The organism is Qipengyuania sp. MTN3-11 (assembly GCF_042851825.1).
Classification (GTDB): Bacteria; Pseudomonadota; Alphaproteobacteria; order Sphingomonadales; family Sphingomonadaceae; genus Qipengyuania.
Map to the genome: position 1 here is coordinate 203,442 of NZ_BTGM01000003.1, position 23,853 is coordinate 227,294.

25 protein-coding genes and 1 tRNA gene are annotated in these 23,853 nt (G+C 64.0%); 2 read left to right on the forward strand and 24 right to left on the reverse strand.

Annotation, left to right across the window (positions count from 1 at the left end):
• Window positions 1–4 precede the first annotated feature (4 nt).
• The 10 genes from ACGHN1_RS11860 to ACGHN1_RS11905 form a co-directional block, all read right to left on the reverse strand.
• Window positions 5–1,939: a potassium transporter Kup gene (locus ACGHN1_RS11860; RefSeq protein WP_390551063.1), complete on the reverse strand. Its 1,935-nt coding sequence runs from the start codon at window positions 1,937–1,939 to the stop codon at window positions 5–7.
• 141 nt (window positions 1,940–2,080) lie between these two features.
• The gene (locus ACGHN1_RS11865; protein ID WP_390551064.1) at window positions 2,081–2,722 is read right to left on the reverse strand and encodes a tetratricopeptide repeat protein; all 642 of its coding nucleotides are present in this window, start codon (window positions 2,720–2,722) and stop codon (window positions 2,081–2,083) included.
• On the reverse strand, window positions 2,719–3,123 hold the full coding sequence (locus ACGHN1_RS11870) for a cytochrome c-type biogenesis protein (RefSeq protein WP_390551065.1): 405 nt from the start codon (window positions 3,121–3,123) through the stop codon (window positions 2,719–2,721). Before ACGHN1_RS11870 ends, ACGHN1_RS11865 begins: the two co-directional genes overlap by 4 nt.
• Window positions 3,120–3,647, reverse strand: coding sequence for a DsbE family thiol:disulfide interchange protein (locus ACGHN1_RS11875; protein ID WP_390551067.1), 528 nt, complete (start codon window positions 3,645–3,647; stop codon window positions 3,120–3,122). Before ACGHN1_RS11875 ends, ACGHN1_RS11870 begins: the two co-directional genes overlap by 4 nt.
• Window positions 3,644–5,596 carry a heme lyase CcmF/NrfE family subunit gene (locus ACGHN1_RS11880; RefSeq protein WP_390551068.1) on the reverse strand — a complete coding sequence of 651 codons (1,953 nt, stop codon included), beginning with the start codon at window positions 5,594–5,596 and terminating at the stop codon, window positions 3,644–3,646. The genes ACGHN1_RS11875 and ACGHN1_RS11880 overlap by 4 nt, the downstream gene beginning before the upstream one ends.
• Window positions 5,593–6,075, reverse strand: a complete 483-nt coding sequence (gene ccmE, locus ACGHN1_RS11885) for a cytochrome c maturation protein CcmE (RefSeq protein ID WP_390551069.1) — start codon at window positions 6,073–6,075, stop codon at window positions 5,593–5,595. The genes ACGHN1_RS11880 and ccmE overlap by 4 nt, the downstream gene beginning before the upstream one ends.
• Window positions 6,072–6,212 (reverse strand): hypothetical protein, encoded by a 141-nt coding sequence (locus ACGHN1_RS11890; RefSeq protein WP_390551070.1) that lies wholly within the window; start codon window positions 6,210–6,212, stop codon window positions 6,072–6,074. The genes ccmE and ACGHN1_RS11890 overlap by 4 nt, the downstream gene beginning before the upstream one ends.
• Window positions 6,209–6,934 carry a heme ABC transporter permease CcmC gene (gene ccmC, locus ACGHN1_RS11895; protein WP_390551071.1) on the reverse strand — a complete coding sequence of 242 codons (726 nt, stop codon included), beginning with the start codon at window positions 6,932–6,934 and terminating at the stop codon, window positions 6,209–6,211. The genes ACGHN1_RS11890 and ccmC overlap by 4 nt, the downstream gene beginning before the upstream one ends.
• 64 nt (window positions 6,935–6,998) lie before the next feature.
• The gene (locus ACGHN1_RS11900; protein WP_390551072.1) at window positions 6,999–8,063 is read right to left on the reverse strand and encodes a Leu/Phe/Val dehydrogenase; all 1,065 of its coding nucleotides are present in this window, start codon (window positions 8,061–8,063) and stop codon (window positions 6,999–7,001) included.
• Window positions 8,064–8,123: 60 nt separating this feature from the next.
• Window positions 8,124–8,200: transfer RNA gene (locus ACGHN1_RS11905), tRNA-His, on the reverse strand.
• Window positions 8,201–8,402: 202 nt separating this feature from the next.
• On the opposite strand from ACGHN1_RS11905, the gene ACGHN1_RS11910 reads away from it, so the two are divergent.
• On the forward strand, window positions 8,403–9,038 hold the full coding sequence (locus ACGHN1_RS11910) for a prolyl hydroxylase family protein (protein ID WP_390551073.1): 636 nt from the start codon (window positions 8,403–8,405) through the stop codon (window positions 9,036–9,038).
• Window positions 9,039–9,107: 69 nt separating this feature from the next.
• On the opposite strand, the gene rpmE is transcribed toward ACGHN1_RS11910, so the two are convergent.
• The 10 genes from rpmE to pyrH all read right to left on the reverse strand — a co-directional run bounded on the left by rpmE (window position 9,108) and on the right by pyrH (window position 18,554).
• Window positions 9,108–9,332, reverse strand: coding sequence for a 50S ribosomal protein L31 (gene rpmE, locus ACGHN1_RS11915; protein ID WP_390551074.1), 225 nt, complete (start codon window positions 9,330–9,332; stop codon window positions 9,108–9,110).
• A gap of 96 nt (window positions 9,333–9,428) precedes the next feature.
• Complete coding sequence (gene fabZ, locus ACGHN1_RS11920) at window positions 9,429–9,890, reverse strand: 3-hydroxyacyl-ACP dehydratase FabZ (RefSeq protein WP_390551075.1); 462 nt, start codon at window positions 9,888–9,890, stop codon at window positions 9,429–9,431.
• A gap of 21 nt (window positions 9,891–9,911) precedes the next feature.
• Window positions 9,912–10,577, reverse strand: coding sequence for an OmpH family outer membrane protein (locus tag ACGHN1_RS11925; RefSeq protein WP_390551076.1), 666 nt, complete (start codon window positions 10,575–10,577; stop codon window positions 9,912–9,914).
• A complete protein-coding gene (gene bamA, locus ACGHN1_RS11930) occupies window positions 10,577–13,339 on the reverse strand; it encodes an outer membrane protein assembly factor BamA (protein WP_390551077.1) in 2,763 nt (920 codons plus the stop codon). Before bamA ends, ACGHN1_RS11925 begins: the two co-directional genes overlap by 1 nt.
• 142 nt (window positions 13,340–13,481) lie before the next feature.
• Window positions 13,482–14,636, reverse strand: coding sequence for an RIP metalloprotease RseP (gene rseP, locus ACGHN1_RS11935; protein WP_390551078.1), 1,155 nt, complete (start codon window positions 14,634–14,636; stop codon window positions 13,482–13,484).
• Between the two features lie 25 nt (window positions 14,637–14,661).
• The gene (gene dxr / locus ACGHN1_RS11940; protein ID WP_390551079.1) at window positions 14,662–15,810 is read right to left on the reverse strand and encodes a 1-deoxy-D-xylulose-5-phosphate reductoisomerase; all 1,149 of its coding nucleotides are present in this window, start codon (window positions 15,808–15,810) and stop codon (window positions 14,662–14,664) included.
• Between the two features lie 4 nt (window positions 15,811–15,814).
• Entirely contained in the window at window positions 15,815–16,582 is a 768-nt protein-coding gene (locus tag ACGHN1_RS11945; protein ID WP_390551080.1) for a phosphatidate cytidylyltransferase, read from the reverse strand.
• Window positions 16,569–17,255, reverse strand: coding sequence for a polyprenyl diphosphate synthase (gene uppS, locus ACGHN1_RS11950; protein ID WP_390551081.1), 687 nt, complete (start codon window positions 17,253–17,255; stop codon window positions 16,569–16,571). The genes ACGHN1_RS11945 and uppS overlap by 14 nt, the downstream gene beginning before the upstream one ends.
• A gap of 19 nt (window positions 17,256–17,274) precedes the next feature.
• Window positions 17,275–17,832 (reverse strand): ribosome recycling factor, encoded by a 558-nt coding sequence (gene frr, locus ACGHN1_RS11955; protein ID WP_390551082.1) that lies wholly within the window; start codon window positions 17,830–17,832, stop codon window positions 17,275–17,277.
• On the reverse strand, window positions 17,832–18,554 hold the full coding sequence (pyrH, locus tag ACGHN1_RS11960) for a UMP kinase (protein ID WP_390551083.1): 723 nt from the start codon (window positions 18,552–18,554) through the stop codon (window positions 17,832–17,834). Before pyrH ends, frr begins: the two co-directional genes overlap by 1 nt.
• A gap of 181 nt (window positions 18,555–18,735) precedes the next feature.
• Here pyrH and ACGHN1_RS11965 point away from each other — a divergent pair, with 181 nt between their 5' ends.
• Window positions 18,736–19,761 (forward strand): hypothetical protein, encoded by a 1,026-nt coding sequence (locus ACGHN1_RS11965; protein ID WP_390551084.1) that lies wholly within the window; start codon window positions 18,736–18,738, stop codon window positions 19,759–19,761.
• A 96-nt stretch (window positions 19,762–19,857) separates the two neighbouring features.
• Here the strand turns inward: ACGHN1_RS11965 and tsf are convergent, their stop codons facing one another.
• The 4 genes from tsf to ACGHN1_RS11985 form a co-directional block, all read right to left on the reverse strand.
• Window positions 19,858–20,784, reverse strand: coding sequence for a translation elongation factor Ts (tsf, locus tag ACGHN1_RS11970; RefSeq protein ID WP_390551248.1), 927 nt, complete (start codon window positions 20,782–20,784; stop codon window positions 19,858–19,860).
• Window positions 20,785–20,892: 108 nt separating this feature from the next.
• Window positions 20,893–21,648, reverse strand: a complete 756-nt coding sequence (gene rpsB / locus ACGHN1_RS11975) for a 30S ribosomal protein S2 (protein WP_390551085.1) — start codon at window positions 21,646–21,648, stop codon at window positions 20,893–20,895.
• A gap of 552 nt (window positions 21,649–22,200) precedes the next feature.
• Complete coding sequence (locus ACGHN1_RS11980; RefSeq protein WP_390551249.1) at window positions 22,201–23,010, reverse strand: CDP-alcohol phosphatidyltransferase family protein; 810 nt, start codon at window positions 23,008–23,010, stop codon at window positions 22,201–22,203.
• A 41-nt stretch (window positions 23,011–23,051) separates the two neighbouring features.
• On the reverse strand, window positions 23,052–23,804 hold the full coding sequence (locus ACGHN1_RS11985) for a phosphatidylserine decarboxylase (RefSeq protein ID WP_390551086.1): 753 nt from the start codon (window positions 23,802–23,804) through the stop codon (window positions 23,052–23,054).
• Window positions 23,805–23,853 lie beyond the last annotated feature (49 nt).

Below are 23,853 nucleotides of genomic sequence, written 5' to 3' on the forward strand. Positions count from 1 at the left end.
CTGTTCAGATTTCCACCTGGCTCCCGAGTTCGACCACGCGGTTGGTCGGCAGGCGGAAGAATTCCATCGCGGTCGCCGCGTTCCGGAGCATCCAGGCGAAGACCTTTTCGCGCCAGAGTGCCATTCCCGGCTTGTCGCTGGCGATCAGGGTCTGGCGGCTGAGGAAGAAGCTGGTGTTCATCATGTCGAAATCGCCGCCGCAGCGCTGCATCGACTTGAGGCCCTGCGGAACGTCGGTCTCTTCCATGAAGCCGTAGTGAAGGATGGCCTTGTAGAAGCCATCGCCGAGATCGTGCATCTCGCACCGCGCATCGGGATCGACATAGGGCTCGTCGGCGATCTGGACGGTGAGAATCACCACGCGTTCGTGCAGCACCTTGTTGTGCTTGATGTTGTGTAGCAGCGCGCTGGGCACGCCGGCGATCTGGCTGGCCATGAAGATCGCGGTACCCGGCACGCGCGTCGCCGAATTCTTCGCCGACTTGGCGAAGATCTCGATCGGCAGTGCCACTTCGCTCATCCGCTCGCGCATCAGTTTGCGGCCCTTGGCCCAGGTGGTCAGCAGGGTGAAGGCGATGACGCCCACCACCAGCGGGAACCAGCCGCCATCGGGCACCTTGGGCAGGTTGGCACCGAAATAGGCACCGTCGACGAAGACGAACAGCAACGTGACCGGCAGCGCCCACCACCATTTCCATTTCCACACGGCGAACATCAGGACGCCCATCAGCAATGTGTCGATGAACATCGCGCCGGTTACCGCGATGCCGTAGGCCGAAGCGAGGTTGCTCGAATTCTGGAAGAACAGCACCAGCAGGATGACCGCGACCATCAGTGCGTTGTTGACGAAGGGAATATATATCTGTCCCCGTTCCGACGCGCTCGTATGCTCGGTCGACAGGCGCGGAATGAAACCGAGCTGCACCGCCTGGTGGGTGACCGAGAAAGCGCCGGAGATCACCGCCTGGCTGGCGATGAAGGTCGCCGCCGTCGCCAGCAGCACCAACGGCAGCCTCATCGCCTCGGGCGCCATGTTGAAGAACGGGCTCTGCATCGCGACCATCGTCTCGGCCGGGTCCATCCCCGAAATCATCGCTCCCTGCCCGAAATAGTTGAGGAGCAGGCACGGCATGACGAAACCGAACCACGACAGCCGCATCGGGCCACGACCGAAATGGCCCATGTCGGAATAGAGCGCTTCCGATCCCGTCACAGCCAGCACCACCGAACCCAGCGCCAGGAAGGCGATCGTGCCGTCGGTGATGAAAAACTGCACTGCGTACCAAGGGTTCAGCGCCCGAAGGATATCCGGATTGCCGACAATGTGGATCACCCCCAGCGTCGCGATGGTCACGAAATAAACGATCATGATCGGGGCGAAGAGCTTGCCCACCGATTCGGTCCCGCGGCGCTGGATCAGAAACAGGAAGATCAGCAGCATCAGCGCGATGGGAATGACCAGCGGCTCCAGCTGCGCATTGACAACCGTCAGCCCCTCGACCGCCGAGAGCACCGAGATCGCCGGGGTGATCATGCTGTCGCCGTAGAACAGCGCGGTCGCAAAGACCCCGAGCAGGATCGTGATCCAGCCATAGGACGATCCGCCGATATGCCGAGTGAGCAGCGCCACCAGCGCCAGCGTGCCGCCCTGGCCCTTGTTGTCCGCACGCATCAGGATCGAAACGTACTGGATCGAGACGATCAGCGTCATCGACCAGAAGATCAGACTGACCACGCCGTAGACATGGAGGTTGTCGATCGCCAGCGAATGCTCACCGAGGAAGGTTTCGCGAAAGGCATAGAGCGGGCTGGTGCCGATATCGCCGAAGACGATGCCGATCGCTCCGACGGCGAGCGTCGTCTTCGTGGCGGATTGTCCGTGCGCACCCTGCAACCCCTCGCTGGAAGGGTGCTTCTGCGGCACTTGGCCTTCTGTCATCGGAGGGTAGTTTCCGCGAGCATGGTTCGATCCTTGCGGCGTATAGTCGCCTCTGCGGCGCCTTTGCGGCACAGGGGCGCGGCCATTAGCACCCCGATTTCGCAGCCGCAACATCGCGACTCGATGCCCCGCCACGCCGTTTCATTGCGGCGCGCCCAGCGGATTCTGAGCCAGCATCGCGTCGAGCCGCGCTAGTCTTTCCTCAAGCGCCGGTCGCCATTCGGCGTCCTCGGGTGCGCTCGCGACCAGGTCCGCCCAGATCGCCCGGGCGCGTCCGGGCTGTCCGGATCGCAGCAGGCCGAGCCCGGCAAAATAGCCCGCCGCCGGATTGCGCGGAGCAAGCTGCTCGGCGCGGGAATAGGCATACATTCCGGCGGCAGTCAGCTGCCCATCGGCATGCTCTGTCAGCGCATTGCCGAGCGCGATCCACGCCTCGGTGTCCTGCGGGTTTTCTTCGACGGCATTGCGCAGGAACTGTGCGGACTGGGCGAAGTCGCCGCGCCGGGCGAAGGCGTCCGCGGTCACCACGAAGCGCGACGGCATCTCGTTCGCCGGGAAAAATTCGCGTCGTGCCTCGACGATCAGTTCGCCGGTCTCGACAGCCTCCGGGGTCAGTTGCTTGGGCGAACCGCCCTGCCCCGGCGAACCCTGCGTGGCATATCCTGCCAGCCCGAACAGCAGCGCCGCGCCGAACAACGTCCACACGCTGCGCGGCAGCTTCAGCAGGAAGGCCGCCACGAGGAACACCAGAGCCGCGAGGGCCAGGATCGGAAGCCAAGTCATGCGCGCCGCCGGTAACGCCGCAGCAGCAGGCCGACTGCGATCACGAAGAACACACCGGGAATGGCGAAGAGCGGCCAGGTGGTGGCGCTGACTTCAGGCTTATAGCTGACGTAATCTCCATATCGCTGGACCAGCCAGTCTCGGATCGCGTCCGGGCTCTCACCCGACGCGATGCGGATGCGGACCTGATGGCGCATGTCGCCCGCCATCGGCGCATCGCTGTCGGCAATGCTCTGCGACTGGCACTTGAGGCACCGCAGGGTCTCCATCAGGTCCTGTGCGGCCTCCTCCTGCGCCCGATCGTCGAGCTGGCGATACGCATAGGGCGCAGGAGGCAGTGACTGCTGGGCGAGGAGCGGCGCGGCGAAAAGGAGCGCGAGGATGGCAAACCCGCTCTTCACGCACCGGTCTTTCGCAATTCTTCGAGGAGCATCGGGACGTCACCCGCTCGAATGTCGCCGATGTGCTGGTAGGTGATCCGCCCCTGGCCATCGATCACGAAGGTTTCGGGGACGCCGGACGAGCCGATCCCGAGCTGGACTTCGGACAGATCGTCGGCCCCGATGGCGGCGTAGGGATTGCCGTGCTGGGCAAGGAAGCGGGCAACGTCCTCGGGCCGGTCGCGGATGGCGATGCCGACGATCTGCGCGCCCGATCGCTGCAGTCGCTCCAGCTGCGGTGCCTCGGCGATACAGGGCAGGCACCAGCTCGCCCAGATGTTGAGCAGCCGCGGCTGGCCGTCGCGGAACTGCGCGCTGGCGATCCCGGGACGGTCCTGCGCAGCGGGACGCAGTTCGAAGAACGGCAGTTCCTCGCCGATCATGCGGCTTTCGACGAATTCGTCCTTGGGCTGGCTGAGCTGATAGCCGGCGAGGCCGAGAAACCCGGCGAACAGCAGCAGGGGAACCCATAGCCGCCAGCTCACGCCAGAGCTTCCTTGCGGCGCGCGGCCACCTTGCGGCGCACGGTGCGGCGCTTCACATCGCCCACGACGCGGCCGATCAGCGCGAGCACACCCCCGAGCGCGATAAGGATGCCGCCGTACCAGATGAAGGTGACGAAGGGTTTCCACCACAGCCGCAGCTGCCAACGGCCATCGCCCGCTTCGTTGCCGATGACGGCATACAGCTGGCCGTTCCAGCGGGTAGCGAGGACGCTCTCGGCGGTTTCCTGCGGCGGCGCCCAGAAATTGCGCGCTTGGGGGCGCAGAATGCGGGGCTCGCCACCACCGTAGCTGGCGGAAAGACGTCCCTCGATTGCCGTCCAGTTGGGGCCGGCGACCGGCGCGACGCCGTCGAGTTCGATAGTCCAAGGCCCGACATCGGTGCGTTCTCCGATCTGCACCGCCGCCAGCCGTTCCTCGGAAAACGCGCTTTCGCTGGCCATGCCGAACAACGCGACGGCGATGCCGAAATGGGCGACGACCATGCCCCAGGTGGCGATGGGCAGCCGCCTGAGAATGCGCCCCCGCAGCGGCAGGAAGCTCGCTACCGCCAAGCCCGGCGCCAGTGCGAGACCGAGCAGCGGCAGCAGATCCACATCGCCGATCAGGCTGACGAGGATCAGCGCAGCAAGGATCAGCGCCCCGATCGCTGCCAGCTCGCGCGAGATGCGTCCGAACCCGTCCTGCCGCCAGCGCAGCAATGGGCCCACGGCCATCACCAGCAGCATGGGGACGACGAAGATCGCGCCAACCGGATTGAAATAGGGCGGCCCTACCGAGACGCGCACGTCGAAGGCTTCGGTCAGCAGCGGGTAGAGCGTGCCGAGCAGGACAATCGCGAGGATGGCGGAAAGCATGACGTTGTTGAACACCAGCGCCCCTTCGCGGCTGGCGACGGAGAAGCGCTCCCCTTCGCTGACCGTCCCGGCGCGCAGGGCGAAGAGCAGCAGCGCGCCGCCGATGTAGAGCGCCAGCAGGAACAGGATGAAGGTCCCTCGCTCCGGATCGACGGCAAAGGCGTGCACGCTGGTAAGGATGCCCGAACGCACCAGGAAGGTGCCCACCATGCTCATCGAGAAGGCGACGACGCCGAGCATGATCGTCCAGGCACGCAAGGCATCGCGCGCCGCCAGAACGCTCGCCGAGTGCAGAAGCGCCGTCGCAGCCAGCCAGGGCATCAGCGAGGCATTCTCCACCGGATCCCAGAACCACCAGCCGCCCCAGCCAAGCTCGTAATAGGCCCAGTAGCTTCCGGCAGTGATTCCGAGCGTCAGGAAAACCCAGGCTCCCAGCACCCAGGGCCGCATCGCGCTGGCGAAATCGGGGGTGACCTGCCGGGTGATCAGCGCGCCGACGGCGAAGCTGAAGGCGATCGAAAGCCCGACGTAGCCGAAATAGAGCGTCGGCGGATGGAAGGCGAGGCCGATGTCCTGCAGCAGCGGATTGAGCCCGAGCCCCTCGACTGCGGGAACCGGCAGGCGCTCGAAGGGATTGGAGCTCAGCAGCAGGAAGGCGTAAAAGCCGAGCGCGACGAAACCCTGGGCCGACAGGGTCGCCTGCATGGTCCGTTCCGGAAGCCGGCGCTCGATACCCGCGATCAACGCGCCGGCGAGCGCCATCACCGTCACCCACAGCAGCATCGAGCCCTCGTGATTGCCCCAGGCACCCGAAAGCTTGAAGATCATCGGCTTCATCGAATGCGAATTGCTGGCGACCAGCTTCACCGAGAGATCGGTGACCGCAAAAACCCAGAGCAGCATTAGGAATGCGAACCCGGCGAGTACGCCCTGCAACACAGCTGCGGGTCGGGTGAGCTTGGCGATCTCGCCCCCATCGTCCCCCGCCCGCACCGCAAGCGCGCCGGACAGCAATTGCAATGCGGCGAGCGCGGCGGCGAGCCACAGCGCGGCAAGACCGAGTTCGGCGGTCATTCCAGACCCACCGTCGTCTCCTCGGCCATCTCGGCCGCCTGGTGCTCGCTCATATCCTGCAGTTCGCGCGGGACATAGTTCTCGTCGTGCTTGGCGAGGAGATTGTCGGCAACGAAGGTTCCATCCGCGCCCAGGGCACCTTCGGCCACCACGCCTGATCCCTCGACGAAGAGATCGGGCACGATACCGGTGAAGCGCACGGGCACGACCGAATTCTCGCGGCCCGTGACGTTGAAGGCGATCGTCACCCCATCCTGCAGCGTACGCATCGACCCGGTCTCGACCATGCCGCCCAGCCGCACCGCCTGGCCGACCGCGGGCGGATCGTCGCGCATCTGTTCGGGGAGGTAGAAATAATTCGCCTGGTTGCGCAGCGCATAGGCCGCCAGCAGACCGGCCGCGACCAATGCCAGCAGCGCGAGGACCACCAGCACCAGCCGCTGATGCTTGGCCTTCATCCGGGGGCGCGCTTCGTTCATTTGCGCCGCGCCTCGTCCCGCCGGCGCTCGGCATGGATCATGCTCGCCCAGGCCCAACCGACCATCGCCAGCGTGCCGCCGATGCCGACGGCATAAGCCGCGAGGACGAAATCCCACTGATCGAGCGCTTCCCTCACGCCGGAAGCTCCATCGCCCGACGCCGCAAGCGCGCTTCCGTCTGCGTCTGTGCCAGCAGCGCGCGCATCCGCGCGAGTACGACCCCGCCGAAGATCAGCGAGAAGCCTAGGACGGCGACGAGCAGCGGCACCAGGAATGCAGCATCGATCGCGCTCTTGCCCATGGTCAGACTGGGCGGTTGGTGGAGCGAATTCCACCAGACCACGCTGCGGTTGATGATCGGAATGTTGACTGCGCCGAGCAGGCCGAAGATCGCCGGGATACGCGGGCTCACCCCCTCGCGCTCCGCCGCCTGCGCCAGCGCGATATAGGCAAAGAAGAGAAACAGCAGCACCAGCATGCTGGTAAGTCGCCCGTCCCAGACCCACCAGGTGCCCCAGGTCGGCCTGCCCCAGATCGATCCGGTGACGAGGCAGATGGCGGTAAAGACCGCGCCGGGAACCGCCGAGGCACGCGCCGCCAGGGCCGCCAGCGGATGGCGCCAGACGAGGTAGACGAGGCTCGACAGGGCGATAGCAGTCCAGCCGCCCATGCCGAGCCAGGCCGCCGGTACATGCAGGAACAGGATGCGCACAGTCTCGCCCATCAGCCGGTCGGGCGGAACGACCAGCAATCCCCACGCCAGCGCCCCGCCGGCAAGGACCAGTCCGCCGCCCAGCAGTAGCGGCGTCAGCCACTTCGCCAGCGACAGAAATCGCTTCGGATTTGCAAAGCCGTGCATTTGTCAGAAGGGTCCCGTCCGCGCCGCGTTCTGACAGTCTCGGGCAGGTGTCGCAAGGGGCGAATCAGCGCCCGATCAGCTTTTGGGCCATCCGGTCCGCGACACGGTCGGGCGAGACCCCGGTCGCTTCGCTTTCGCGCCATATTTCCTCGAGCCGCCCGGGGATCTGCGCGATGCGCTTGCGTACCTCGTTGATGTCGCAGGGTTCGCCCTTGTGGCGGCAGAGGTACTCGAGCGTCACACTGATGATACCGCCGGCGTTGATCACGTAATCGGGCGCATAGAGAATGCCGCGTTCGGCAAGCATCGCGCCGTGATGTTCGCGCTTCAGCTGGTTGTTGGCGCCGCCAGCCACGATCGCGCAGTCGAGCCGGGCGATCCCCTCGTCGTCGAGGATCGCGCCGAGCGCATTGGGGCTGAACACATCGCAGGCAACCGACATGATCGCGTCCGGCGCTACGGTGTCGGCGTCCAGTTCATCGGCCAGTTCAGCCGCCCGGTCCTCGTCGATGTCCGACAGGGTGAGAATCGCACCCTCCTTCGCCGCCAGCCGCGCGACCCCGCCCCCTACGCTGCCGGCGCCCTGGATCGCGATCCTGACGCCTTCCAGGCTGTCCTTGCCGAGCTTGTGATGTACGGCGGCCTTGATGCCGTGGAAGATGCCCATTGCAGTGAAAGGTCCAGGGTCGCCGCCCGCCGCATCCTCACCGTCGACCGGCAGACCCGAAACAAATTGCGTGCGCTCGGCGACCATCGTCATGTCGGCCTCGGTGATGCCGACATCCTCTGCGGTGACATAGCGCCCGCCCAGCCGCTCGACCGCATCGGCGAACGCATGGATCATCTGCGGCGTCTTGGTGCCGGCTGGATCGGCCAGGATCACGGCCTTGCCGCCGCCCATCGGCAGTCCGGCCATAGCGTTCTTGTAGCTCATCCCCCGGCTCAAGCGCAGGGCATCGCGCATCGCGTCCTTGGGTTCGGAATAGTGCCAGAAACGGGTGCCGCCGGCGCCGGGACCCAAACGGGTGGAATGGAGGGCAATGATCGCGGTAAGGCCGCTGGCAGGATCGCGGATCAGCTGGACCAGCTCGTGGTCGTCGTAATCCTCTTCGGTCCAGAAAGCCGTCATCGCACGTTCGATCCTGTTCGTCGGGCCGCCCCCGGGACGGCACCTGCAATGGGGAGGTTATGGGGCGATCGACGGGATCCGAACCCGCGACCTCCGGTACCACAAACCGGCGCTCTAACCGACTGAGCTACGATCGCCACAAGCCCCCGGCGCGGGGATATCCACGCGCTGCGACGGGGCTGTTAGCGCTCCGCGAGGCATCGTCAAGTGATCCTCGGGGGCGAGAAGCGCCTGTTGCACAAGGGATGAATACAGGGAAGCGAAAAATCGCTCTACGCCCTTAGCACGTAATAATCTTGCCGTTGTCCCGTCGCCTCCGCTCACTATTGTGGTCCACATATGGTCGGACCAGGCGAATCTTCGAGCATGAGATTGCTAGACCACGGCGGCGTGCAACGCGTGCCTTCGCCCAAGCTGGAACTGTTCCAGTTGCGCGGCTTCGCTAGCGACGATCTCTGCGCGCGCTTGATCGCACTGATCGATTCCAATCGACGGCCATCGACCCTGGCGGACCACAACGGCGACAGCTATTTCCGAACCAGCGAGACCTGCGATCTCGATCCGGACCACCCCGCGACTCGCGAGATCGAACATCTGCTCCGTGAACTGAGCGGGATCGACCCGGCTTACGGCGAGCCTCTCCAGGGTCAGCGCTACGACGTGGGACAGGAATTCAAGTCGCACTGCGACTGGTTCAATCCGAGCGGGGCGGATTTCGAGAAATATTGCTCGGTTTCCGGCCAGCGGACCTGGACCTTCATGGTCTATCTTAACGAGCCGGATTCGGGAGGCGCGACGCGCTTCAAGGCGATCGGCAAGACCTTCCAGCCCGAAACCGGGAAGCTGGTGTGCTGGAACAACATGCGGCCCGACGGATCGCCCAATCCCAACACGATCCACCACGGAATGAAAGTGCGCAGCGGGGTGAAATACGTGATCACCAAATGGTATCGTGAGAAGGCATGGGGCTGGTGACGCGAAAAAGGGCGGCCCCGTCGGACCGCCCTTCCCTTGCAGCACGAGGCTGCGAAGCTTGCGAAGCGCTTACTTCTTGAGGCTGAGCCCACCGAAGCGCTTGTTGAAGGCCGCGACACGGCCGCCTTCCTGGATCTGCTGCTTGCCGCCGGTCCAGGCCGGATGGCTGGTCGGATCGATATCGAGCGTCAGCGTATCGCCCTCACTGCCCCAAGTGGAGCGCGTCTGGAATTCGGTGCCATCGGTCATCTTGACCGTGATGGTGTGGTAATCGGGATGACCTTCGGCTTTCATCGTCTCGTGTCCTTCTAGCCTCGGAACGGTTCCGACCGGTCCAGCTGTTCGAATGGGAAGCGGGCCACATAGCGCGCGCCGCCTGAAATGCAAGTGTCAGTCGTCGCCTGGCGGATCGGCGATCATCGCGGTGAATTCGCATTCGGTGGTGGTCTTGCCTTCGACGCTCGCCCGGCCCTTGAACTTGTAGACCCGGCTGCGCTTCTGCAGAAATTCGACCTCGAGATCGAGCAGGCAGCCTGGCGTTACCGGACTGCGGAACTTGGCCCCCTCGATACCCATGAAGAACACCAGCTTGCCCGTCCCGGCGAGTTCGAGAGTCTCAATCCCGAGAATCGCCGCAGCCTGCGCCAAAGCCTCGATCTGAAGCACGCCAGGCATGATCGGCGCACCGGGGAAATGGCCTTGGAAGTACTCCTCGTTAAAGCTGACCGCTTTCACTGCGTGGATGCGCTCGCCCTTCTCCAGGCTGCGCACCCGATCGACCAGCAACAGCGGATAGCGATGCGGCAGCGCCTTCAGCACCTGCCGAATGTCGAGCTCGGTCTCCTCTGCCATTCCGCCCCCCTCGAACCGACCTCAGCGGCCGCTCGGCTGAGCCTGCTGCTGCTGCTGCTGCGCGGCCTGTTGCTGCGCGGCGGCGATGAGGATCTGCTGCACTGTCTGCTGCAGCTGCACGGTCTGCTGGCGCGGCTGCCAGCCGGCCGGCGGCGTGGTCTGGACGGTCGGCAGGCGGGCGTCGAGGGCAGCCACGAGATCGTCGGTAACGTTGACGCCCTCAGGTGCGTACTGAATCGCGTCGGGGCTCAGCATAAGCTGAATGTTCTTGTTCTGGACTACCTGCGTCTGGACGTTCTGATAATCGTCCACCAATTGCTGGATGACATAGGCCTGAGCAAGCGCGATGGGCTGTCCGACTTGCGCGATCTGCTGTTCGCGCTGTTGAATTTGCTGCACCACGGTCGGGTTGGCGCTGACTTCCGCCTCGGTCAGCTGGCCATCGCTGTTGGTATCGAGGCTCTGCTGCGCCTGCTGGTTCTGCTGACGGAGCTGGCTCACCTGCTGTAGCTGCGAGGCATAGGTCTGGGATATCTGCTGATACCCCGCCTGCCGCGCCGCCGAGCGCACGATGACCGCTTCGGGGCTGCTCGTGGCGATGCCGTTTACCTGGGCTGCTCCGGGCGTGGCCGCCAAGGCCGCGCCGGCGGTGGCCGCGGCAGCGAGCAAGTTGATCGTCTTTTTCATCAGAATTGTGTCCCTACGTTGAAGGAAAAGGTCTTGGTGTCGTCGCCCGGCTGTTTCTTGAGGACATGGGCGAAATCGATCCGGAAGGGACCGAAGGGCGAATTCCAGTTAACGCCTATGCCCACGGAAATGCGGGGGCTGGCGCTGTCTCCCAGGAAAACCTCCTGGAACGGCGGAATGTTCTGGGTAAGCGCGGTGTTCGGCGTACCATCGGCTGCGGTCGGGTTGGTTGTGGTCGCCCCATCCGCGCCGGTGTAGAGCGGATTGCCGTCCGCATCGCGGACGGGTAGGTTGATACCGTCGGGGAACGGGCTGCTCTGCAACGTCGGAGTTGTGACATTGAACAGCGAGCCGACATCGAGGAAGACGGAGGGCCGAAGACCGAGCTCGCGCGCACCGGTTCCGAGCGGGATCTCGATTTCCGCCCGGCCCAGGTAATAGGCCGTGCCGCCGATCGCGTCGTCATTGACACGGTCGCGGTCAGTCACGACCATCGGATTGCCATCCTCGTCGGCCACGATCGACTGGCGCAAAACGCGTGGACCCACACCGCGAATGTCGAAACCCCGGATCTGCGGTTCGCCGAGGAAAAAGCGGTCGGTCAGACGGACATCGTCGGTACCGACGATGCCACGATCCTCGAAGCTGCGTATCGCTCCGCCCTCGGCGGTGAGCGAAAGGATGAAGCCTGCCGGGAGCGGGAAATACTGCGCGGCGCGGCCGCGAATGCGCAGGAAGTTCACCGACCCGCCAAGGCCGGCATACTCGGCCGTCACCGACATGCTGCGGCCTCGCGTCGGACGCAGCCGGCTGTCCGTGTTATCGAGCGAAAGCGTCAGACCGACGATCGAACTCGTCCGCTGCCCGATCGCGTCGCACAGGAAACGCCCGGCAAGAAGCGGTTCGCAGGTACGAACACCATCGCCATCGAAATCGGCAAAGAATTGATTCTGGTCGAGCGTGACATCGTCGTAATTGAGCGTGTAGCTGCCGACCAGGGACATGTATTCTGTAAGGGGCACACCGGCGCGAACGGAAAGACCGGTGGTAGCCTGCTCGAAGGTAGTTTCCCTGTCTCCGCCACTAAAATTGAAACTGTTGTAATCGCGCCGGTAGATGTCGATCCCGGCGGAAATGTTGCGGTCGAACACATAGGGTTCGGTGAAGCTCACTTGGGCGGACTTCGAATAGCGCGAATAATTCACGTTGAGACCGACCGTCTGACCGCGACCGCGGAAATTGCGCTGGCGGATAGCGCCCTGAAGGATGAAGTTCTCGATCGAGGAGAAACCGGCGGACAATTGCAGCTCGCCGGTCGCCTGCTCCTCGACATTGGCCTCGAGGATGATGCGGTCGGGGGCACTGCCTTCGACCTGGTTGATCTCGAAATTTTCCTGGAAGAATCCCAGCGAATTGATCCGCGCCGTCGACCGCTTGACCTGCAGCGAGTTGAACGCATCGCCTTCGGCCAAACGGAATTCGCGCCGCACGACCTTGTCCTGCGTCAGCGTGTTGCCGTTGACGTCGATCCGCTCGACATAGACACGCGGCGCTTCGCGGAGCTCGAAAGTAACGTCCATCGTCAGCGTTTCGCGGTTGCGGGTGAACTGTGGCTGGACGTCGGCAAAGGCATAGCCGAAGGTTCCGGCAAGTTCCGACATCTGTTCGACCGTGTCCTCGACCTGCTTGGCGTCGTACCAATCCCCGCTTCGCATCGGCAGGATCGTGGCGAGGCGCGTGCTGTCGAAATCGCGTAACTGGCTTTCGACGTCGACCTCGCCGAATTTGTAACGTTCGCCCTCCTCGACGACGTAGGTGACGATGAAATCGCGCTTGTCGGGCGTCAGTTCGGCAACGGCGGACACGACGCGAAAGTCGGCATAGCCCTGGGTAAGGTAGAAGCGGCGCAGGTTCTGCTGATCGAAGGCCAGCCGGTCGGGATCGTAGCTGGTGTTCGAGCTCAAGAAGCTGAACAGCCCGCCGGTCTGCTTGGTGACCATCTCGCCGCGCAGTTCTCCGTCGGAGAACGCCTCGTTGCCGATGATGTTGATCTGGCGGATCTTGGACTTGGGACCTTCCTCGATCTCGAAAACGATATCGACGCGGTTCTGCGCCAGCTCGACCGATTGCGGCTCCACCGTCGCGGCGAAACGGCCTTGCCGCTTGTAGAGCTCGATGATCCGGGCGACGTCGGCGCGGACCTTCGAACGCGTGAAGATCTGCCGCGGAGCAAGCTTGATTTCGGGCAGAATCTTGTCGTCGTCGATCCGCTCGTTGCCTTCGAGGATGATGCGGTTGATGACCGGGTTTTCGGCGATCGTGATCGTGACGTTGCCATTTGCGTAGGCGACGCTGGCATCGGCAAACAGCTCGGTAGCGTAGAGATCCTTGAGTACCTCGTCCCCGACGACCTGATTCCACGCGTCACCCGGACGCAGGCGGATGTAGGAAAGGATCGTCTGAGGCTCGAGCCGTTGGGCACCAGCTACCGAAATCGTCCGCACGGTTTCGACCTGCTGCGCAGGCGCGGTCTGGCTCTGTTGCGGATTTGCCTCCTGGGGCTGGACAGCCGCCGGATTCGTCGGCTGCTGAGCCCATGCGGCGACCGGCAGACCGGTCAGGATCGTTCCCACCAAGAGCGGGCCGGTCAGCCGCGTGACGCGCAATTTCGCGGCATTCGAAATGTTCGTGTTCGACAAGGAGAACCCGTCCCTCAAAAATACTGTCGGACCCGGCGAGGTAGCCGTTCCAGCTAGACGCATCGTGAAAACGCGGGCGAAGCGAGCCCGCCCTTGCCCGAACCGGTCGATGCAATCAAGCTGTGTGGCTGCCCATCCCGGTCCCGACCGCTTCCTTTCCCCGACCGACCGCCGAAGTCGGCAGGCTCGTCGGGTATTTTTCCGATCAGCCGCCAAAGAACGGCAGGCTGACCAGATCGTTGATCGTGACGAATATCATCAGCATGAGAACAAGCGCCATGCCGGTGCGATACGCCACCTCCTGACCGCGAGGTCCGACCGGCTTCCGGCGGACCGCTTCGGCCGCGTAGAATGCCAGGTGCCCGCCGTCGAGGGCGGGAATTGGCAGCAGGTTGATGAATGCCAAGTTAAGCGAGATCAGGGCCACGAAGTTGACGAAAGCGATGGGCCCGAGGCTGAGTTGTTCGCCGGAGAACTTGGCGATCTTGACCGGTCCGCCCAGTTCACGAACCGAACGATCGCCGACTACGATCTGCTTGATGCCGACGATCATCATGCGCATCATGTCGACGCTCTGTTCCACCGCCAGAGGGATGGCGGCGAACACGCCGACATCCTGCCAGGCGAAGGGCGACGAGTAGACACCCAGTCGCCCGACCTTGGAGCTGTTGCCGAAGCGATCGGTCTCGACGCTCTCGCCGATGGTCATGGGGATGCGCAACCGCTCGCCATCCCGTTCCACTGCCAGAACGATGTCCTTACCGGGGTACATCACCACGCGATCGGTGATGTCGGTGAACTCGCGCACCGGGCTTCCGTCGATCGCCAGGATCCGATCGCCCTCCTCGACGCCGGCGGCTGCGGCGACCGAGCCCTCGGCAAAGCTTTGCACGACGTTGGTTTCCGCCGGGTCGGCGGCGACCGGCCGACCGATGATCGAGAAGAAGGCGGCAAAGATGGCAAGGGTGACGAGGATGTTCATTGCCGGGCCGGCGAAGACGATCAGCGCCCGCTTCCACAGATCCGCCCTGTGGAACGACGTGCCAACGACGGATCGATCGTCGTCCTCGGCAAGATCGGCCTCGGTCGCGACGCCGAAAGTCGCGTCCTCGACCTGATCCTGCCGCTGGGGCACGCTCGCCGGGTTCATGTCGCCCTTGAACTGGACGTATCCGCCAAGCGGCAGGGCGGAAAGCTTCCAGCGCGTGCCCCTGCGGTCGGTCCAACCGGCAATTTCCTTGCCGAACCCGACGGAAAAGGCCTGCGCACCGACTCCGAACCAGCGACCGACAAGGTAATGGCCGAGCTCGTGCAGCGTCACCAGCGGCCCGAGCAGCAGCGGGAACCCGATGATGTACATCCAAAAGGGGATCGAACCGTCCAAGTCAGGCCAACTCCAAAATTTCGCTCGCCCGCGCGCGCGTGGCGGCATCCACCTGCAACACTTCTTCGAGAGAACGCGGGGCCGGCGGCATGTTCCCGCGCGCAAGGGTCTCGGCAACCATTGCCGCGATGCGGCTGAACGGTATCTGACGCGCGAGGAAGGCCGCGACCGCGATCTCGTTCGCGGCATTGAGCACCGCCGGGGCGGCCCCTCCCGCCTTCAGCGCTTCGCGAGCCAGCCTGGTCGCCGGAAACCGGTCCTCGTCGGGCGCGAAGAAAGTCAGCTCCGAGAGCGCGGGCAAATCGAGCGGTTCGCACGGCGTGTCCATCCGCGCCGGCCATGCGAGGCAGGAGGCGATCGGCACCCGCATGTCGGACGGGCCGAGCTGCGCCAGTGTCGACCCGTCGCGATATTCGACCATCGAATGGATGACGCTCTGCGGATGCACCACGATCTTCAAACGGTCGAGCCCGACGGGAAACAGATGATAGGCCTCGATCAGTTCGAGGCCCTTGTTCATCATGGTCGCGGAATCCACGCTGATCTTGGCGCCCATGTCCCAGTTTGGATGGGCCACCGCCTGCTCCGGTGTCACCGTCGACAGGTCCGCAACCGTGCGGAGCGGCCCTCCGCTGGCGGTCAACGTGATCGAGCGGACATCCGAGATGTCGTTTCCGGCAAGGCACTGGAAGATCGCATTGTGCTCGGAATCGGTCGGCAACAGCGTCGCACCGTGGCGCTCCACCGCGGCGGTCAGGACCTCGCCGGCGCTCACCAGCGCCTCCTTGTTGGCGAGCGCGATCGTGCCGCCGCGTTCCACCGCGGCCATGACCGGAGCGAGCCCCGCGCAGCCGACGATCGCCGCCACCGTCAGGTCGACCTCCCTACTCGCCGCCTCGACCAGCGCGGTACGTCCCCCCGCCGCCTCTATCCCGCTTCCCGACAGCGCCTCGCGCAATTCGCCTAGGCAGCTCTCGTCCGCGACCACGGCAAGCTCGGCTCCGAACTCGCGCGCCAGAGCCGCCAGTTCGCGCGCCTGACAATTGGCTGTGAGCGCAACGACCCGCCAATCGGCCCGGTTGCGGCGTATCAGGTCGAGGGTCGAGGATCCGATCGAGCCAGTCGCCCCGAGGATGGAGATCGAACGCATCACGTCAGGCCATGCCCGACAAGAGGCCGACGATCAGCACGACCGGCAACATGCCATCGATGCGATCGAAAACCCCGCCGTGCCCCGGAATAAGGTTCGAGGAATCCTTCATCTTCGCCTTGCGTTTGAGCCAGCTCTCGAAGAAGTCGCCCGCCTGCGCCGCCACTGCCAGCATGGCCCCGACCATCACCCAGCCCGCAGCTTCGACCGGGGCCATCCCGAAATCATCGGCGATGCGCACGTAATCACCGCTGTTGTGGGTGATGGCCATGAACAGCGCCAGCCACAGCCCGCTGCCCGCCATACCGCCGAAGAGACCGGCCCAGGTCTTGGACGGGCTGATCGACGGCGCGATCTTGGGCCCTCCGATCGCTCGCCCGCTGAAATAGGCGCAGGTGTCGGTGAAGATCACCACGCCAAGCACCGCGATCAGATGGTAAAGGTCGAGCCGAGCGACGAAGTAAGCGGCCAGGCCAATATAGGCTGCCCCCGTCAGCAGCCCGATCGCGCGTGTCGCAAACGTCCGCGCGGCCCGCAGCGCCAGGCGCGCGAACTCGCAGAAGGCTGCCAACGCCACAAGGTAGATGAACGTCTCGAGCACCACCCCGCCGATCGCGATGGCAACAGCGACTGCAGCGAGCATAACCAGCGCCGAGGCAACGCGCTTGGGAAGATCCGAGGTGCGAACCGAAAGCGGGACATCGACATAGCGCCGCATCCGCGCCCGCAAGCGGTCGCGTTTCCTCAGCGGCGCCGGTTTAGCGTCCCCCATATCGCCTCTCGCGCGACGCAAACCGCGCCAGCGCATCCTTCAGATGGTCGGGAGTGAAATCGGGCCACAGCACGTCGAGGAACAGCATCTCCGCATAGGCCGCCTGCCACAAGAGGAAATTGGATAGGCGTACTTCGCCGCTCGTGCGGATCAGCAGATCGAGCGGCGGCAGATCGACCGTGTGCAAATGCCTTTCGATGGCATCGACGGTTACCGGGCCCTCGTTCGCCGCCAACTGTGCGGCGCGGGCGATCTCCTGCTGCGAGCCGTAATTCAGCGCCACCGCGACTGTCCGTTTGCCTCCGGCCGTTCGATGGAGAGCGTCTTCGAGCATTTCGACGATATCGGGCGCAAGCGCCTGCCAATCGCCGACAATCTCGAGACGCACGCCGTTCTCGATGAATTCGGGGAGATCGGATTTGATGAAGCTGCGCATCAGGTTCATCAGATCGTCGACCTCATCCTCGGGCCGCTTCCAGTTCTCAGAACTGAAAGCATAGAGGGTCAGGCATTCGATTTCCGTGTCCTCGAGACTGCGAACCAGTGTTCGCACCGCCTCGACACCGCGTTTGTGGCCCAGGGCCCGGGGCAGTGCGCGCTTCTTCGCCCAGCGACCGTTGCCGTCCATGATGATGGCGACGTGACGTGCGGCGTTGGCGCCCCCGGCAGCCATGATGGCAATCGGCCCCACCCTACTGGGTGAGGATCTCCTGCACCTTCTTCTCTACGGCCGCGTCCGTATCGGCCACGAAGCGATCGGTGAGTTTCTGCACCTCGTCTTCGGAGCGCTTCCGATCGTCCTCGGAAATTTCCTTCTTCTTCTCATCGTCCTTGAGCGCTTCCATCCCGTCCCGCCGAACGTTCCGGATGGCGATCTTCGCCTTCTCGCCATATTCGCCGGCGAGCTTGGCGAGGTCCTTGCGTCGCTCCTGGGTCAGATCGGGCATGGGCAGGCGGATGGTCTGGCCGTCGATCATGGGATTGAGGCCGAGATTGGCTTTGGCGATCCCCTTTTCGACCGCGGTGACATTGGCCTTGTCCCAGACCTGCACCGCGAGCATTCGCGGCTCGGGCGCATTGACCGTCGCCACCTGGTTGATCGGCATCATCGAGCCGTAGACTTCCACCACCACCGGATCGAGCAGGCTGGTATTGGCACGGCCGGTGCGCAGCCCGGAAAGATCGCCCTTGAGGCTCTCGACCGCGCCATGCATCCGGCGTTCGATGTCGGATTTGTCGTATTTGGCCATCAGGCCTCTCCTTTTACTATGGTCTGCACGCCTTCGCCGGCCAGCACGCGTGCCAGATTGCCCTTCTCGCGGATCGAGAAGACCACGATCGGAATGTCGTTGTCGCGGCACAGGGCCACTGCGGAAGCATCCATGACCTTCAGATTTTTTGCGAGAACCTTGTCGTAACCGACGGTATCGAAACGCTTCGCTCCCGCATTCTTCTTGGGATCGGAATCATAGACCCCGTCGACGCTGGTACCCTTGAGCAAGGCGTCGCAACGCATTTCCGCCGCCCGCAGCGCCGCCCCGCTGTCGGTGGTGAAATAGGGCGCACCGACGCCCGCGGCGAAGATCACGATACGCCCTTTTTCCAGATGCCGTTCGGCACGTCTGCGGATCACCGGCTCGCAGACCTGGTCCATCTGGATGGCGCTCTGCACCCTGGTGGGCACGCCGATCTGCTCGAGCGCATTCTGCATCGCCAGCGCATTCATCACCGTGGCGAGCATGCCCATGTAATCGGCCTGGGCCCGGTCCATCCCCTTGGCCGCTCCCGCCATGCCGCGAAAAATGTTGCCCCCGCCGATCACGAGGCAGATTTCCAGCCCCGTTTCCTTCGCCCGCTTCACTTCCTCCGCCAATTCCATGACGAAATCGGGGTCGATCCCGAAGGGCGCGTCGCCCATCAGCACTTCGCCCGACAGCTTCAACAAAATGCGCGACGTATTCGGCAATAGCATTGGGATAGGGCTTCCTCGGCGCCTGGGACGGATTTGCTGCGCTCTTATAGAACGGGGGGTCGCGGTGCCAAGGGAATTGCCCGGATTGTCTCAGCATTCGTAGATCGGCGCCGGTCGATGACGGTCCGCCGCTTGTCGATGTGCTCTGAAGAGCCCTGTTCGCGCGATCTAGCAGGCAGGGATGAGCACCAGCGACGCACGCTCTATCATTGCCGATCCGAACTGGATGGCCCTGCGCTACGAGCGGGCGCGCCGCGCATTTCACTTCGTATATCTGCCTCGAAAAGAACGGCGGGCATACCATCTGCTCACCCACGTCGATCTCGCCAAGGTCAAGCGCGCGATCGTTCCGCGCGACGCAGCGATGGCACATGCTCCACAGCCCGTGCCGCTCCATGCCATTCTTCATTGCGGACTTGGCGGGTCGACGCTGCTGGCCGATGCGCTCGACCTGCCTGGGCGCATCACGGTACTGAAGGAGCCGCCACTGCTCAACGATCTGGTGGGTGACACTGTAAGGAGCGGCCGCAGCGACGAGGCCCTGCTGAACCTTAGCCTTGCTCTGCTGGCTCGGCCTTTTTCTCCCAAGGAAGTGGTGGTAGCCAAGGCTTCCGGTCCCGCAAATGCGCTTCTAGCCGACATAGCGACCCGCAATCATTCGATGCGAACCATCTGCCAGATCATGCCGCTCGACCGCTGGCTGGCGACTGCGGCACGAAAGGGTTTGGCCGGGCGGTTGTGGGGTCGGCGCCTGCTGATCGGCCTCAACAATGGGGGCCAGGTCCCCCTCGAGCTCAACGATTCCGAACTCTCCGCGATGACCGACCTGCAGATGGCGGCGATGGGCTGGCTTTCGATCACCCATCACATGCACCGGGTCCGCATGGTTCGAGGGCCAAAGCAGCTACTCGTTTCGCGGTCCGAAGCGCTATTCGAGCGGCCCGAGCGAACGGTCGGGGAGGTCGCAGATTTTCTGGACGATCGAGGGACTTCGCTTCCGCCACTGCCTCCGGAGCTTCTGTCGGTCCACGCGAAGACCCGTGAGCCGTACAGTCCCGGGCAGCGCCGTGGGGAAATCGAGGCGGCCCTGACCACACACGGGAAGGAAATAGACCTGCTGGTACGGTGGGCCGAGGAAACGGCAAGACGGCTCGACATTCCGATGGACCTGGATGGGCAAGCATCGCGAGAGCCTGTCGTCGCGTAACCGGACCTGCGTCGCAGACCCGATCCCCGGATAGTGCGAAACGGCCGCCGTACCGAAGCCCGGCGGCCGTTGCTCAATCGAAATAGGATAGTGGGCTCAACCCTTGACGGCGGCCGCCACTTCGGCAGCGAAATCGCTCTCTTCCTTCTCGATGCCCTCGCCGAGCTGGAAGCGGACGTAGTCCGTCAGCCTGATCTCGTGACCGGCATCCTTGCCCGCCTTGGCAACCACGTCGCTGATCGCGGTCTTATTGTCGATGACATAGACCTGGCTCAGCAGCGCGTTCTCCTTGGCGAATTTCTTCACCGCGCCATCGACCATCTTTTCCTGCACCTCGGCCGGCTTGCCGCTCTCGGCCGCCTTTTCCGCAGCGATCTTGCGTTCGCGCTCGATCGTTTCGGCGTCAAGATCCTCGGCGGTCAGCGCCTGCGGGAACGCGGCAGCGATATGCATGGCCAGCTGCTTGCCGAGCGGTTCGAGCACGTCGGCCCCCGCCTCGCTCTCCAGCGCGACCAGCACGCCGATCTTGCCGAGGTTCGGAGCGACGGCATTGTGCATGTAGGGCACCACAAGGCCGCTGTTCACCGATACGGTCTTCATCCGGCGGACCTGCTGGTTCTCGCCGATGGTCGCGACATTGTCGGTCAGCTTGTCGGAGACGCTGCCGCCACCGGGGTAGTCCATGCCCTTGAGTGCTTCGACGTCGTCGGAAGCGGCCTCGAGCGCGGTCTCGGTGACCTTGCGAACGAAATCCTGGAACTTGTCGTTCTTGGCGACGAAGTCGGTTTCGGAATTGACCTCGACAGCGACGCCCTTCGTGCCCTCGACGGCGATGCCGACCAGACCTTCGGCCGCGGTGCGGCTCGACTTTTTCTGGGCGGTGGCGAGCCCCTTGGCGCGCAGCGCGTCGACCGCCGCCTCGAGATCGCCATCGGTTTCGACCAGCGCTTTCTTGGCATCCATCATGCCCGCGCCGGTGCGCTCGCGAAGGGCCTTGATGTCGGCGGTGGTGAAGTTCGCCATGGTGATGTGTCCTTGTTCGAATGGAATGGGCGGCCGGGCCGCGATCTTGGCGGCCCGGCGCTTAGGCATGTTCGGTGACGGGCGCATGACGCGCGCCCGTTTACGTGATTAGGCGGCGGCTTCGGCTTCGGCCGGCGGGTTTTCCATCGCACCGACGTCGCGGCCACTGTCCTGGACGCCTTCGTTGCGACCGGAGGTCGCGGCCTGGCCGATGGCATCGCAATAGAGGCGAACGGCACGTGCGGCATCGTCGTTACCCGGGATCGGGAAAGCGATTCCGCTCGGATCGACATTGGTGTCGAGTACGGCGACGACCGGGATGCCGAGAACGTTGGCTTCCTTGATCGCCAGGTCTTCCTTGTTGGCGTCGATCACGAACATGACGTCGGGAATGCCGCCCATGTCGCGAATGCCGCCAAGCGAAAGGTCGAGCTTGTCGCGTTCGCGGGTGAGCTGGAGGATTTCCTTCTTGGTCAACCCGTGGGTTTCACCCGAAAGCTGTTCCTCGAGCGTCTTGAGACGCTTGATCGACTGGCTGATGGTCTTCCAATTGGTCAGCATACCGCCCAGCCAACGGTGATTGACGAAATGCTGGCCGCTGGCGCGCGCCGCGTCGCGGATCGCATCCTGCGCCTGGCGCTTGGTGCCGACGAACAGCACCTTGCCGCCCGAGCGCGCAGTCTGGGCGACGAAATCGAGAGCGCGCGCGAACAGCGGAACGGTCTGCGACAGGTCGATGATGTGGATGCCGTTGCGGGCGCCGAAGATATACGGCTTCATCCGCGGGTTCCAGCGGTGGGTCTGGTGGCCGAAATGCGATCCGGCCTCGATCAATTGCTGCATCGTGACGGTAGGAGCCGCCATAATCATATTCCTTTCCGGTTTGACCTCTGGATGGCTGGAACCCGTGATGCGGAGCTTCCCGCGATCGGGCACCGGTATGATGCGCCATCCATGTGGATTTGCCCGCCTTCGCTCATGCCGGAATGGCCGAATCCCGGCGGACAGGCGGCCAATTAGCGATCGATTGCGAGAAAATCCAGCCTCATTTTATCGCGGGAAAAGGGAACTCGGCCGTGAATTCGATTGACATAGGAGAACATATAGAGAACAACGACTGCCACTCGCGGAACCTACGGCGGGTAAGCGATGTTTTCCACGCATTGTCCACAGGGTTTCAAGCGCTCTGCGAGCAGTGAAAGTTGAGAAAGACCGGTGCGATGTTTGCCATATTCCTGACAGCTCTCTTTTCCCTTCTTTGTCTTTTGAGCGTGATGGTGCTCGCCGAGAGCGGTCTCCGCTGGTCGTCCGCATTCGGACGGTTGCGGAGCGAACTCGGGTCAGCAAGCGAGACTCATATGGCCGCTAGGGTGCGCCCTGTCACACGCGGCAGCTCCGCACGTCCCGAACGGCCTGTTACGCAGCGTCCGTCGGGGCGGCACGCTTTGCCCGTTGCCGCTTGACACGCGCGTATCGCATCCATCCGAGCGGCAGGAGCGCCAGATAGCCCAGGCTGATCGCGGCCAGCGTCCACCAAGGTTCGAGCAACAGGCCGGCGAAGAGAAGCCCGGCAAAGACAAGCAACCACAACCGAATGTCTCGCCGCGGTTTGAGCGATGCCCAACTCAGTGTTGCGAGGTTCGAAATCATCAAAAGCGCCATCAGCGCAACCCACGGACCGACCAAAAGCGGGTCCCGCAATATGTCCAGCCCCGTCTCGGTCCAGAGGTAGAACGGCAAAAATGCCAGCCCTGCCCCGACTGGAGCCGGAATGCCGGTAAGAAAGCCCGCCGATTTGTGGGGTTGGTCGTCTGCATCGATCCGGGCGTTGAAACGTGCCAGACGCAGTGCCGCGCATACGGCGAAGGCCAGAGCCGCGATCCAGCCGAGCCGCGGGATGGCGGACAGCGACCACAGGTAGATCACGATCGCAGGCGCGGTCCCGAAGGAAAGCGAATCGGCAAGACTGTCCAGTTCGGCCCCGAACCGCGACTGGCCGTTCAGCATCCGTGCGATCCGGCCGTCCATTCCGTCGAGCACCCCCGCCAGCACGATTGCGCCGACCGCCAGGCTCCAAGTTCCCGAAATCGCGAAGAGGATACCGGTCAGACCCGAACACATCGCGGCGGTCGTCACCGCGTTCGGAAGAAGCGTGCGGAGCGTCAGTCCGCTCTTCACGCGTCCGCTGGCGAAATCGTCTTCGTCCTCGGACGCCTTGGGCCCGATCCGGGGGCGCTCGGCGATATCCTTACCCGTCTTTTCGCGCCTCACTGCGCGATGCCTTCGAGGTGGAGAGCCTGCCCCATCTCGGCGAGGACCGTCTCGCCGGCGATGACCCGCTGTCCGAGCAGCACCTTGGAATCGGTGTCTGCGGGCAGATAGACATCCACCCGGCTGCCGAAGCGGATCAACCCGACCCGCTGACCGCTTCCCACCGTGTCCCCTTCCTTGACGAAGGGCACGATCCGGCGCGCAACGAGGCCGGCGATCTGGGTGAAGCCGATTCGCGTTCCGTCGGCGCGCTCGATCAGAATGTGCTGCCGCTCGTTCTCCTCGCTGGCCTTGTCGAGGTCGGCGTTGAGAAACTTGCCGGGAATGTAGACCAGTCGGCGGATCACCCCGCCGATCGGTGCGCGATTGATGTGGACGTCGAACACGCTCATGAAAATCGACACTCTCGTCACCGGCCCCGCGGGAAGCCCTTCGATCCCGCTGCCGTCGTCGATCTTCAGCTCTTCTGGGGGCTCGACCTGCGCGATCAGCGATACCAGTCCGTCCGCCGGCGCGAGGATAGCTCCGTCGGAGTGCGGCACGACGCGCTCGGGATCGCGGAAGAAGGCGAATACGCCCGCCGACAGCGCCAGCAGGGGCCAGCCGATGATTTCCCAGTCGAGCAGAAGCAGGAAGATCAGGCTGATGCCGACGGCGATCAGTCCGAACTTTCGCCCCTCGGGATGGATGGGAGGGAAGGACCAGGCGACATCGCCCCGGCCCCGGTTGTCGAGAAGTTCACCTGCCATCGGACGGGTTTAGGCGTGCCGCGCCTCGACCACAAGCGGTGCGACCCCT

Excerpts from the sequence above, each read along its gene's own strand:
- ACGHN1_RS11860 (WP_390551063.1), bottom strand. The coding sequence starts at position 1,939 with ATGACAGAAGGCCAAGTGCCGCAGAAGCACCCTTCCAGCGAGGGGTTG.
- ACGHN1_RS11865 (WP_390551064.1), bottom strand. The coding sequence starts at position 2,722 with ATGACTTGGCTTCCGATCCTGGCCCTCGCGGCTCTGGTGTTCCTCGTG.
- ACGHN1_RS11880 (WP_390551068.1), bottom strand. The coding sequence starts at position 5,596 with ATGACCGCCGAACTCGGTCTTGCCGCGCTGTGGCTCGCCGCCGCGCTC.
- ccmE (WP_390551069.1), bottom strand. The coding sequence starts at position 6,075 with ATGAACGAAGCGCGCCCCCGGATGAAGGCCAAGCATCAGCGGCTGGTG.
- ccmC (WP_390551071.1), bottom strand. The coding sequence starts at position 6,934 with ATGCACGGCTTTGCAAATCCGAAGCGATTTCTGTCGCTGGCGAAGTGG.
- ACGHN1_RS11900 (WP_390551072.1), bottom strand. The coding sequence starts at position 8,063 with ATGACGGCTTTCTGGACCGAAGAGGATTACGACGACCACGAGCTGGTC.
- ACGHN1_RS11910 (WP_390551073.1), top strand. The coding sequence starts at position 8,403 with ATGGTCGGACCAGGCGAATCTTCGAGCATGAGATTGCTAGACCACGGC.
- rpmE (WP_390551074.1), bottom strand. The coding sequence starts at position 9,332 with ATGAAAGCCGAAGGTCATCCCGATTACCACACCATCACGGTCAAGATG.
- fabZ (WP_390551075.1), bottom strand. The coding sequence starts at position 9,890 with ATGGCAGAGGAGACCGAGCTCGACATTCGGCAGGTGCTGAAGGCGCTG.
- ACGHN1_RS11925 (WP_390551076.1), bottom strand. The coding sequence starts at position 10,577 with ATGAAAAAGACGATCAACTTGCTCGCTGCCGCGGCCACCGCCGGCGCG.
- bamA (WP_390551077.1), bottom strand. The coding sequence starts at position 13,339 with ATGCGTCTAGCTGGAACGGCTACCTCGCCGGGTCCGACAGTATTTTTG.
- rseP (WP_390551078.1), bottom strand. The coding sequence starts at position 14,636 with ATGTACATCATCGGGTTCCCGCTGCTGCTCGGGCCGCTGGTGACGCTG.
- dxr (WP_390551079.1), bottom strand. The coding sequence starts at position 15,810 with ATGCGTTCGATCTCCATCCTCGGGGCGACTGGCTCGATCGGATCCTCG.
- ACGHN1_RS11945 (WP_390551080.1), bottom strand. The coding sequence starts at position 16,582 with ATGGGGGACGCTAAACCGGCGCCGCTGAGGAAACGCGACCGCTTGCGG.
- uppS (WP_390551081.1), bottom strand. The coding sequence starts at position 17,255 with ATGGCTGCCGGGGGCGCCAACGCCGCACGTCACGTCGCCATCATCATG.
- frr (WP_390551082.1), bottom strand. The coding sequence starts at position 17,832 with ATGGCCAAATACGACAAATCCGACATCGAACGCCGGATGCATGGCGCG.
- pyrH (WP_390551083.1), bottom strand. The coding sequence starts at position 18,554 with ATGCTATTGCCGAATACGTCGCGCATTTTGTTGAAGCTGTCGGGCGAA.
- ACGHN1_RS11965 (WP_390551084.1), top strand. The coding sequence starts at position 18,736 with ATGAGCACCAGCGACGCACGCTCTATCATTGCCGATCCGAACTGGATG.
- tsf (WP_390551248.1), bottom strand. The coding sequence starts at position 20,784 with ATGGCGAACTTCACCACCGCCGACATCAAGGCCCTTCGCGAGCGCACC.
- rpsB (WP_390551085.1), bottom strand. The coding sequence starts at position 21,648 with ATGGCGGCTCCTACCGTCACGATGCAGCAATTGATCGAGGCCGGATCG.
- ACGHN1_RS11985 (WP_390551086.1), bottom strand. The coding sequence starts at position 23,804 with ATGGCAGGTGAACTTCTCGACAACCGGGGCCGGGGCGATGTCGCCTGG.